10 protein-coding genes, 1 tRNA gene and 1 pseudogene are annotated in these 10,971 nt (G+C 62.0%); 10 read left to right on the forward strand and 2 right to left on the reverse strand.

The window, feature by feature from the left end; all coding sequences use genetic code 11:
* Nucleotides 1–136 precede the first annotated feature (136 nt).
* The 3 genes and pseudogenes from ABSG20_RS23735 to ABSG20_RS23745 form a co-directional block, all read left to right on the forward strand.
* Nucleotides 137–1,111, forward strand: a complete 975-nt coding sequence (locus tag ABSG20_RS23735) for a Bug family tripartite tricarboxylate transporter substrate binding protein (protein WP_423866943.1) — start codon at nucleotides 137–139, stop codon at nucleotides 1,109–1,111.
* Between the two features lie 119 nt (nucleotides 1,112–1,230).
* Nucleotides 1,231–1,306 (forward strand) — tRNA-Ile (locus ABSG20_RS23740).
* Nucleotides 1,307–1,514: 208 nt separating this feature from the next.
* Nucleotides 1,515–1,739, forward strand: a pseudogene (locus ABSG20_RS23745) (HipA domain-containing protein); the annotation flags it as partial.
* A gap of 30 nt (nucleotides 1,740–1,769) precedes the next feature.
* Here the strand turns inward: ABSG20_RS23745 and ABSG20_RS23750 are convergent.
* Together ABSG20_RS23750 and ABSG20_RS23755 are read right to left on the reverse strand one after the other, a co-directional pair.
* Nucleotides 1,770–2,438, reverse strand: a complete 669-nt coding sequence (locus ABSG20_RS23750; protein ID WP_423866944.1) for a Uma2 family endonuclease — start codon at nucleotides 2,436–2,438, stop codon at nucleotides 1,770–1,772.
* A gap of 333 nt (nucleotides 2,439–2,771) precedes the next feature.
* The gene (locus ABSG20_RS23755; protein WP_423866945.1) at nucleotides 2,772–3,032 is read right to left on the reverse strand and encodes a hypothetical protein; all 261 of its coding nucleotides are present in this window, start codon (nucleotides 3,030–3,032) and stop codon (nucleotides 2,772–2,774) included.
* A gap of 150 nt (nucleotides 3,033–3,182) precedes the next feature.
* Between ABSG20_RS23755 and tal the strand changes: the two genes are divergently transcribed.
* From tal to ABSG20_RS23790, 7 genes are all read left to right on the forward strand, one after another.
* A complete protein-coding gene (tal, locus tag ABSG20_RS23760) occupies nucleotides 3,183–4,268 on the forward strand; it encodes a transaldolase (protein WP_423866946.1) in 1,086 nt (361 codons plus the stop codon).
* Between the two features lie 118 nt (nucleotides 4,269–4,386).
* On the forward strand, nucleotides 4,387–6,009 hold the full coding sequence (gene pgi / locus ABSG20_RS23765; RefSeq protein WP_423866951.1) for a glucose-6-phosphate isomerase: 1,623 nt from the start codon (nucleotides 4,387–4,389) through the stop codon (nucleotides 6,007–6,009).
* A 131-nt stretch (nucleotides 6,010–6,140) separates the two neighbouring features.
* Nucleotides 6,141–7,166, forward strand: coding sequence for a phosphogluconate dehydrogenase (NAD(+)-dependent, decarboxylating) (gnd, locus tag ABSG20_RS23770; protein WP_423866947.1), 1,026 nt, complete (start codon nucleotides 6,141–6,143; stop codon nucleotides 7,164–7,166).
* A gap of 235 nt (nucleotides 7,167–7,401) precedes the next feature.
* Entirely contained in the window at nucleotides 7,402–8,892 is a 1,491-nt protein-coding gene (gene zwf, locus ABSG20_RS23775) for a glucose-6-phosphate dehydrogenase (protein WP_423866952.1), read from the forward strand.
* Between the two features lie 21 nt (nucleotides 8,893–8,913).
* Complete coding sequence (locus tag ABSG20_RS23780) at nucleotides 8,914–9,732, forward strand: Cof-type HAD-IIB family hydrolase (protein ID WP_423866948.1); 819 nt, start codon at nucleotides 8,914–8,916, stop codon at nucleotides 9,730–9,732.
* Nucleotides 9,733–9,741: 9 nt separating this feature from the next.
* Entirely contained in the window at nucleotides 9,742–10,500 is a 759-nt protein-coding gene (pgl, locus tag ABSG20_RS23785; protein WP_423866949.1) for a 6-phosphogluconolactonase, read from the forward strand.
* A 90-nt stretch (nucleotides 10,501–10,590) separates the two neighbouring features.
* The coding region (locus tag ABSG20_RS23790; RefSeq protein WP_423866950.1) for a trehalase-like domain-containing protein at nucleotides 10,591–10,971 on the forward strand (381 nt) is incomplete at its 3' end.

Here is a 10,971-nt window from a genome sequence, read left to right on the forward strand (position 1 = left end):
TGGCGCTGCCACGTTAAGCCGTCCGGAAGCAGGCAGTGTAGGCAAATTCCTGTTTCTGTGAAAGCATGGTTAGGGCTGTGGTGCCAAGTCCAGCACTGTCGATCATGCGTTCGATGAAGGTGAGGGGAAGACCATGATGGCATTCTTGCGCGCCGCGATGTTCGGTCTGGTTGGCCTGGCGGGCGTCATGGCCGGCGCCACGCCGTCCACCGCCGCCGACTATCCAAGCCGCCCGGTGCGCTGGCTGATCGGCTTCGCGCCCGGCGGACCGGTCGATATCGTGGCGCGGATCATGAGCCAGTGGCTGTCGGAGCATTTCGGCCAGCAGTTCGTGGTGGAGAACAGGGCCGGCTCCGGCGGCAATATCGCGGCCGCTACCGCGATCAACGCGCCGCCGGACGGCTACACGCTGCTGTTCGTCGGGCCCAACAACGCGATCTCGACCTCGCTCTACAAGCATTTGTCCTATGATTTCATCCGCGACACCGCGCCGGTCGCCAGCATCATGCAACTGACCAACATGCTGGTGGTGTCGAACGCCATGCCGGTCAAATCAGTTCAGGAGCTGATCGACTACTGCAAGACCAATCCGGACAAGGTCTCCTACGCTTCCTCCGGCTACGGCACCTCGGTGCACATGTCGGCGGAATTGTTCAAGGCGATGACCGGGATCAACATGGTCCATGTGCCCTATCGCGGATCGGCGCTGGCATTTCCCGACATCATGTCGAACAAGGTGCAGCTGATCTTCGACAACCTGCCGACGGCGCTCGTACAGTCGCGCGGCGGCAATGTGCGCGCCCTCGGCGTCACCTCGCCGCAACGCTGGCCCGGCCTGCCCGATGTTCCCGCCATTGCCGAGACCGTGCCGGGATTCGAGTCGGTCGGATTCTACGGCATCTCCGCGCCGAAGGGCACGCCGCCTGAGATCGTCGAGATCCTCAACCAGGCGGTCGGCGAGGCGCTGAAAGATCCCAAGCTGGTGGCCCGGCTCACCGAAATCGGCGGCATCCCGAAGCCGATGACCCCGGCGCAGTTCGGCCAGCTGATCGCCGACGAGACCGAGAAATGGCGCAAGGTGGTGAAATTCGCCGGCGTTTCCGTGGATTGAACGAAGAACCCGGACGGGCCTCCCTTTGCGGGGCGGAAACGCGCCATTGCCGGATCGCGGGCCACATTGTAAGGGGTCTCCAGCACCGTTGCCGGCCGCGACAGCGGCCGCTTGCGGCGGGGCCTGTAGCTCAATGGTTAGAGCCGGCCGCTCATAACGGTCTGGTTGCAGGTTCGAGTCCTGCCGGGCCCACCAGCCTTCGCTCGCAATAGCCGAGTGAAGGCTGCCGCGCCGAAGCCCATCGGGCGAAGGCGGGCTGTGCACGCGAGCTGCTGCTCGGCATGCCAAAAATATCGAAAACAACCCCATGCAAAGTAACAGGGTGTCGCTGGCGGGGATGCTTTGACCGATCCCGCAAAAACATTTTGACGCGTCGGGCAAATCAGTGGCATTGTTGCATCCTCACGCAATTCAGGGAAAGACAGATGCCCACGCACTTTATCGGCGTGTCGTCTTCAACGTGCTGATCTCCAATGTCGACGATCACTTGCGCAACCGCGGTTTCCTCTGGCTGGGAAAGGCGGGATGGTCGCTCTCTGCGGCTTATTATCTCAATCCCGTGCCAACTGATCTGAAGGCGCGGGTGCTGACGACGAACATCGACCTCGACGAAGGCACCTGCTTTCTAGGTTGGAGTCCTGCCGGGCCCACCAGCTAATCAAAGGCTTATGCGGACTACGAAAGAACGACTCGATCGCAGGAGGGATAGCGTCATTGCTGCCATCTCGTCAGACGTGCGGGCCAAAGCCCCCTGACCTCGTCCGAGGCCGGGGGGCTTTGTCAAAAGGGACGTCGAAGCAGACGGCCTCCAGGTCCATACTGAACTCCACTGCATCAAGATCGAGAATGCTTTCCGGGTCGGCAGCACCCGCATCTCCCAGCCGTTCTCGACCCTGTAATAGAACTCGACCCGCATCTGGTCCGAGTAGGCCAGCACGACGTGCTGGACAGTGGGCAGATTCTTGTAGAATTCCAGTTTCGGACCGCGGTCGCGCTCGATCGTCGATGGCGGCAGCACCTCGACCACGACGATCGGATCGGTGATGAACGTGTTGTTGCTGGGCGGGCCGCAGCGCACGACCACGTCGGGCCTGAACTTGTCGCGCCCGGTGGAGTTGGCCGAAGCCTGCACCATCATGCCGCCCTGATAGGTCCGGCAGCCGCGCTTGTCCATTGCGAGCTTGAGGTTGGCCCCGATGTTCGACGCGATCTGTTCGCGCGTCTCGCTCGGGTTGCTCATCAGCAGCGGCGTCCCGTCGAACAACTCGAAGTTCTTGCCCTCCGCCATGCTTTCGACGAAAGCATCGAACTCGGGGATGGTCATCATTGCCCGTCTCCGGCCCATCCGTTGGATCTTGGGTCACATTATTGCGCACGGGTAAACTCGGCAAGTTCAGAACGCCGGATGCGCGGGGCCTTCTCCGCAAGTCAGGCTCGTGCCTGGCAGATCAATGCTGCTCGTCGATTTGCCTGCGATCTCTGCCTTTCCGTCGTGGAATCGGCGGCCTTTTCGGACGTAACGATAAAACAGCGGTTTGCAACTCTATCGTCGAACGTCCGACCAACGGTCGGCCATGTTTGCACGGCTCTGCTCTGCGGGAGCAAGCAGCAGTTGTTCAGCAACGCTCGCCCCTAAATCCGCTCCTCCCCTGGGCAGTTCTCAGGCGGCCAGTCTCTGCGCGGGAGCCACGTCGAAGCCGACCCGCGGAAAGTGCACGTTCACCTTGCCGACCGACGGATCCTGGTGCCGGATGACGATTTCATCAGCCGTCCAGGCGAGGATGGCGCCGTGCACGGGATTGCCATAGTCGTCGGGGGTCACGCAGACCCAGTCGCCGCGCTGAAGCGGCGACCATCCAGTACCCCAGAAGACCCATAACACTCCCGTATAATTCCTGGGCACGCCGGAGCGTGCAAACATGCGGTTCAAACTCGGCGGCGGCCGGCCCCTTTTTCACTTGCCCATGTTGGGCCGGCGCTCCCGAAAGAGCTGCGACAGCAAAGGCCGCCAACCCGACACCCTTCTTGCGGGACAACCAATCTGGACACAACATCATGCGGAGAGCAAGCGATGAAAGCCACCCAAAAGCTTCATGAACTTGGCCAGAGCGTCTGGCTCGACAATATCAACCGCGACCTGCTGACGAGCGGGACTCTGAAGCGTTACATCAACGATTTGTCGTTGACCGGACTTACGTCGAACCCGACAATCTTCGACCAGGCCATTAGCCGCAGCTCCGCCTACGACTCTGCGATCCGTGCCAAGCTCAAGGAGGGAAAGTCGGGCGAAAAACTGTTCTTCGAGTTGGCGATCGAAGACCTCTCGCAGGCCGCCGACATGTTTCGACCAGTGTGGGATCGCACCGGCGGGGTCGATGGGTGGGTATCGCTTGAGGTTTCGCCACTGCTGGCTCACGACTCAGCGAGCACCAGCACCGCAGCCAGGGAGCTGCATGCGAGGGCGCAACGCCCAAATCTCCTCATCAAAATACCGGGGACCAAGGAGGGTTTGCCGGCGATAGAGGAGTCAATTTTCGCCGGGGTGCCCGTGAACGTGACGTTGCTCTTCAGCCGCGAGCAGTATGTCGCCGCCGCGGAGGCATATCTGCGCGGCATCGAACGACGCATATCCGCCGGTCTCAGTCCCGATGTCGGCTCCGTCGCTTCACTGTTCGTCAGCCGCTGGGATGCGGCGGTCGCAAGCAAGGTCCCCGAGTCCCTGCGCAACCGGCTCGGCATCGCCATCGCGAAGCGGGCCTACAAGGCATACCGCGAACTGCTCGGCTCGGCGCGTTCGCAGCGAATTTATAACGAAGGCGCCCGGCCGCAACGTCTGTTGTGGGCGAGCACGGGCACCAAGGACCCGGCCGCCTCCGACATCCTCTACATCAAGGCATTGGCGGCGCCGTTCACGGTCAACACCATGCCCGAAGGCAGCGCGAAGGCCTTTGCCGATCACGGCGATATCGGAGACATCCTTCCGGCCGATGGCGGCGACTGCGAGGACGTACTGGCGCAATTCGCGAAAGCCGGCGTTGACATCGATGCGCTGGCGGCAAAATTGCAGGACGATGGCGCCAAGTCGTTCGTCAAATCCTGGGACGAACTGATGAAGGCGATTTCCGCCAGGAGCGGAGTACTTGCCAAGGCAAGCTAAGACTCGATCGAGAAACAGGCGTTCCCATAAATATGCATGTCATGAGGAGATGGTGGCAGTGGTTCAGAGCAAGAGTTCACCGGAGCAGGTGAGGAAGCAGTCGACGAGCGTTTCGGCTCTGCGCAGGCGACCCGCCTGGGCGGCGCTGGAACAACACTATCAAATCGTGAAGGACCTCCACCTCAGGCAACTCTTCGCCGCGGACCGCAAGCGCGGCGACAGGCTCGCGGTCGAGGCGGCGGGAATCTATCTCGACTATTCCAAGAACCGGATCACAGACGAAACCTTGACCCTGTTGCTGCGGCTTGCCGAGGAATCGGGGTTGCGAGACCGCATCGAAGCCATGTTCCGGGGCGACCGCATCAACGTCTCGGAGCACCGCGCGGTGCTTCACGTCGCGCTGCGCGCACCTCGCGGCGCTTCGATCATTCACGATGGACGCAATGTGGTGCCCGAGGTCCATGCCGTTCTCGACAAAATGACGGATTTCGCTCATCGACTCCGCAGCGGCGTCTGGAAGGGGCATACCGGCAAGCGCATCCGCAACGTGATCAATATCGGCATCGGCGGATCTGATCTCGGACCGGTGATGGCGTATGAAGCGCTGATGCATTACAGCGAGCGCGCCATCACCTTCCGGTTCGTCTCAAATGTCGATGGCACGGATTTCGCCGAGGCGGTGCGTGATCTCGATCCCGACGAGACGCTGTTCATCATCTGCTCCAAGACTTTCACCACGCTGGAGACGATGACCAATGGCCATACGGCGCGTGACTGGCTGCTGGCCGGCCTGAAAGACGAGGAGGCTGCCGTTGCCAGCCATTTCGTCGCCGTCTCGACCAATGCCGCGGAGGTGGCGAAGTTCGGCATCGACACTGCCAACATGTTCGGCTTTTGGGATTGGGTCGGAGGTCGCTACTCGATGGATTCGGCGATCGGTCTGTCGACGATGCTGGCCATCGGCCCGGATGGCTTCCGCTCGCTGCTGGATGGCTTTCATGAAATCGACGAGCATTTCCGCTCTGCACCGTTCGAGCGCAATTTGCCGGTGCTGATGGGTCTGCTCGCCGTCTGGTACAACAATTTCTTCGGCGCGCAGACCGCCGCGGTGCTTCCCTATGAGCAGTATCTGAAGCGCTTTCCGGCCTATCTGCAGCAGCTCACCATGGAGAGCAACGGCAAGCACGTGACCGGCGACGGCGTCATCGTGGATTACGACACCGGGCCGATCTACTGGGGCGAGCCGGGGACCAACGGCCAGCATTCCTTTTATCAGCTCATCCATCAGGGCACCCGGCTGATACCCTGCGATTTCATCGCGTTTGCCCGCAGCCTGAACCGGCTGGGCCGACATCACGACATCTTGCTCGCCAATGTCTTCGCCCAGACCGAGGCGCTCGCTTTCGGCAAGACGGCCGAGCAGGTCAAGGCAGATGGCACGCCCGACGGGCTTGTGCCGCATCGGCTATTCGCGGGCAATCGTCCGTCGAACACCCTCCTGCTGGAGGCCTTGACACCCGCGGCGCTGGGTAAGCTGGTCGCTCTCTACGAGCACAGTGTCTTTACCCAGGGAGCGATCTGGCAGATCGATTCGTTTGACCAATGGGGTGTGGAACTGGGCAAGGCGCTCGCCCAGCAGATCATTCCGCAGATCGAGAGCGAAACCGAACCCAAGCTCGATCATGACAGCTCGACCAACGCGCTGATCCGGCGCTATCGCAAGCTCAAGGCATCCGCCTGATGCCACAGGGATATGACCGCGCGCCTGATATCCCGCTGTTCGATCACCACGGCTCATTTGAGTCTGGCGTTTGGCTCGATGCTTGCTTTGGGCGTGGTGCCGGATTGAAACATGAGCAGGAGGGCTGACCCATGCAACTGGGAATGATCGGTCTGGGCCGGATGGGAGCGAACATGGTGCGCCGCCTCTTGCGGGGCGGGCATCAATGCGTCGTGTTCGACAGGTCCGCAAAAGCGGTAGAAGAGTTGGTGAAGGAGAAGGCCATCGGCGCCGCTTCATTGGCGGCGTTCGTCGGGAGCCTGACCAAGCCTCGCGCAGTCTGGCTGATGGTCCCGGTCGGCGTCGTGGACGAAACCATCGCTGAGCTGCTTCCCCACCTTGAGCACGGCGATGTCGTCATCGACGGCGGCAATTCCTACTACGTCGACGACATCCGCCGCGCCAAGGAACTGGCGACCAAGGGCATTCATTGTGTCGATGTGGGCACCAGCGGTGGCGTCTGGGGTCTCGAGCGCGGCTATTGCATGATGATCGGGGGCGAGGCCGACGCGGTGAGGCATCTCGACCCGATCTTCGCCACCCTCGCACCGGGTCGTGGCGACATTCCGCGTACGCCTGGACGCGACCAGGCCGACGGCAACGCAGGCGGAACGTCGGAGCAAGGGTATCTCCATTGCGGCCCCAATGGTGCGGGCCACTTCGTCAAGATGGTGCACAACGGCATCGAATACGGTGTAATGGCGGCCTATGCGGAGGGGTTTGCGGTCCTGAAGGCGGCCAATGCCGGGAAAAAGCCGGGCGTGGTCGACGCCGAAACGACGCCGCTGCGGGATCCCCAACACTTTCAATACGATCTCGAACTGGCTCAGATCGCGGAAGTTTGGCGCCGCGGCAGTGTCATCGCTTCCTGGCTGCTTGATCTGTCGGCTGCAGCGTTGATCCGGGATCCCGCGCTGTCGACCTTCGCGGGAAGGGTGTCCGACTCCGGTGAAGGTCGCTGGACCATCAAAGCCGCCATCGATGAGGGGGTACCCGTCCATGTGCTGTCCGCTGCGCTCTACGAGAGGTTCAGCTCGCGTGGCGAGGCGGATTTCGCGGACAAGCTGTTGTCGGCGATGCGCTACGAGTTCGGCGGGCATCTCGAAAAACAGGTTTGATCGCAGCCGATCGAAACGCGGCCGTAGTAACGGAGTCTAGTGGAATGACCCCCGAAGAGCTTGATCAACTGGCGATCACGACGATCCGCACGCTCTGCGGATCGTCGCGACGGCAATGGAGCTCCTCGGCCGCGAGTAACGAAAGAAGCACCCGATCATGTCAAGCAGGCAAAGTCAGTTGACCGAGGTTGAAAGCTCTCAGACCGAGAGTGCTGTGGTCGCCCCGCCATGCGCCATGGTGATATTCGGCGCTGCCGGCGACCTGACGAAACGCCTGGTGGTGCCGGCGCTCTACAACCTGGTTGCTGCGCGGCGGCTACCCGACGAATTTCGGCTCGTCGGTGTCGACCTCGCCGACCAGACTGCCGAGGAGTGGCGCAAGGGCCTCACCGACACGATGCAGCAATTTGTCGGGAAGGACGGCGAGTTCCAGATCGGCCGGCCTGATCGGGACGCCTGGCATCGGCTGGCCGAGCGCATGAGCTACCTGCAGGGTGATCTCGACGATCCCGGGACCTACGACCGGCTGGGCAAGCATTTGGCCAAGCTCGACAAGACCGCCGGCACCGCAGGCAATTACCTTTTCTATCTCGCCGTCGCGGAACGCTTCTTCGGCGTGGCCGTGACGAGGCTCGCGGCTGCCGGCCTCGTCACCGAAAGAGATGGGCAGTGGCGGCGGGTGGTGATCGAGAAACCGTTTGGCCACGACCTGTCCTCGGCCAAGGCACTCAATGCCCAGATCCTGACTGCGCTGCAGGAGCATCAGATTTATCGGATCGACCATTTCCTCGGCAAGGAAACGGTGCAGAACATCATGGCGCTGCGCTTTGCCAACGGCCTGTTCGAGCCGGTGTGGAATCGCCAGCACATCGACCACGTCCAGATCACCGCGGCGGAGACCGTCGGTGTCGAGCACCGGGGCAGGTTCTACGAGAAGACCGGAGCGCTGCGCGACATGGTACCGAACCACGTATTCCAGCTGCTGGCGATGACCGCCATGGAACCGCCAATATCATTCGATGCCGATGCGGTTCGGGCCAAGAAGGCGGAGATCATCCAAGCCATCCATCCCTTCGAGCCCGCGCGGGCGCTCAACGATGTCGTGCGCGGCCAGTACGACGCCGGCACTGTCCTCGATCGAGCGGTGCAGGCGTATCGCAGGGAACCTGATGTCGCCCCCGACTCGAATACCGAGACGTACATGGCCTGCAAGCTGAAGATCGACAACTGGCGTTGGGCTGGCGTTCCGTTCTACTTGCGCACAGGCAAATATCTGAAGCGCCGTGTGACGGAGATCGCGGTCCGATTTCATCAGGCGCCATACGCCCTGTTCCGCGGCACCGACGTGGAGCGAATGAATCCCAATTGGATGATTCTGCGTATCCAACCCGACGAGGGCATCGCGCTCGAATTCGCAGCCAAACGCCCTGGTCCAAGCATGAAGTTGAGCTCCGTCAGCATGGACTTTGCCTACAAGACTTACTTCAGGATCGAACCCAGCACCGGATACGAGACGCTGATCTTCGACTGCATGATTGGCGACGCGACCCTGTTCCAGCGCGCCGACAATATCGAGGCCGGTTGGCAAGCCGTTCAACCCATCCTTGACGTCTGGGCGGACAACGTGCCCCCGGATTTTCCGAAATATGCCGCGGGCGGAAGCGGCCCCGCCGCGGCCGAGGAGTTGCTGGCGCGCGATGGGCGCGCCTGGCGGTCGCTGGACTGAGCTGATGTCAAGGAGGTCATGATGGCGGCGAAGCGGAAGATTTCCCTGGTGTTGGCGGACGTGGACGGCACGCTGGTCAACGAGGAGAAGGTGCTGACGGAGCGCGCGCAGAGCGCCGTCGGGGAGCTGCGACGCGCCGGCATCCGCTTTGCAATTACCAGTGGCCGGCCGCCGCTCGGCATGGCCATGCTGTTCGACCAGCTCGCGCTCGACACGGCGATCGCCGGCTTCAACGGCGGGCTGTTCGTCGAACGGGATCTCAAGATCCTGGAGCAAAAGACGGTCCCTGCCGATGTGGCGAGGCAGGCGATCGACCTCATTCGCGAGCACGGCCTCGACGCCTGGGTCTACCGCGGCAATGACTGGCTGATCGCGAAGGCCGACGCCCCGCACGTCGCCCGCGAAGCTTGGACGGTCAAATTCGAGCCGAAGATCGTGGCGGATCTCGGCCAAGAGCTTGACCACGTTGCCAAGATCGTCGGTGTCAGCGACGATTACGACAAGGTGCAGCGCTGCGAGGCGGAGGCCCGAACGTCCTTCGGACAGCGCGCGACGGCGGCGCGGTCGCAGCCCTACTATCTCGACATTACCAACAAGGATGCGAACAAGGGTGCCGTCGTGGAGTATCTGTCGAGCCACATGGAGGTGCCGATCCAGGAGATCGCCACGATCGGCGATCAGCCCAACGATGTGCTGATGTTCAAGCGATCCGGTCTAAGCATCGCGATGGGCAATGCCTCCGATGACGTGAAAAAGCAGGCCGACGCTACGACGGACTCCTACAATGACGAGGGTTTCGCCAAGGCGATCGAGCGCTTCATTCTGGGTGCTTCTGATTGAGGTAGCAGCATGGGCAAGATCAGTGGTCGCTTGGAAATACTTCCCGATCCGATGGCACTGGCCCGTCATGTGGCCGAATGGATGACGTTGGCTGCGCTCGCCGCGAACGGCGCGTTTCGGGTGTCGCTTTCCGGCGGGTCGACTCCAGAGACGCTTTATCGACTTCTCGCGTCTGATGAGTTCAGCGGCCGTTTCCCCTGGCAGCGTGTCTTCTGGTATTGGGGAGATGAGCGCTTCGTTCCCTACGACCATCCCGACAGCAACTATCGCATGGTGCGCGAGGCGATGCTCGCGAAGGTGCCGGTGCCAGCGCAGAATGTTTGCCCTGTCCCGATCGACGGAAGCCCGCAGGACGCGGCCATGCGGTATGAGCAGACTCTGCAGGAAGCGTACGGCGGGACGATTCTCGACCCTGCCCGTCCGCTGTTCGATGTGACCCTGCTTGGCCTTGGCGCCGACGGACATACGGCTTCGCTGCTGCCTGGAGAACCGGTGCTGGAGGAGCGGCAGCGATGGGTGGCGGCTGTCGCGCATGGGCGCCCCGAGGCCCGCATCACCATGACCTATCCGGTGATCGATAGCAGCCGGCGTGTGGCGTTTCTGGTGACGGGTCGGGAGAAGGCTCCGATCTTGCGGGCAATCCGCGCCGGGGACAGCGAGGCTCCTGCGTCGCGGGTACGGCCGATCGGCGAACTTATCTGGTTCGTAGACCAGGCTGCGGCCGGCGACGAACGAATGCCCAGCCGGGCGCCGACGCGGCCGCTATGACATGCACATGCATCGGCTATCATTGCCTGCAATTGCGGGGGGCAAGCCTGCCCACTTGCGTCCGGCCCCCGACTGCGCGAGAGACGTGCAATGACGCTTCGAATCGAAGACTATGCCTTGATAGGCGACTGTCATACGGCTGCTTTGGTCGGGCGCGACGGCTCGATTGATTGGCTGTGCTGGCCGCGTTTTGATTCGGCTGCCTGCTTTGCCGCCCTGCTGGGAGAGGTTGATAACGGCCGGTGGCTGATTGCCCCAAAGGATTCAACTCTCGGCGCGCGACGACGCTATCGTCCAGGCACGCTCATCCTTGAGACCGAATTCCAGACTGAATCCGGCCGCGCGGCGTTCGCGGAAGAGCTCGATCCACTGACCGGACGCATGTTGGGCAATTTTCCGCAAGCCTACAGCCACGTTGGTCTGATCCACTGCGCTCTCAGTTTAAGCCGACTGGGGAGCCCGGCGGCAGAG

Origin of the sequence: Bradyrhizobium sp., assembly GCF_049512235.1 — a bacterium.
Classification (GTDB): Bacteria; Pseudomonadota; Alphaproteobacteria; order Rhizobiales; family Xanthobacteraceae; genus Bradyrhizobium.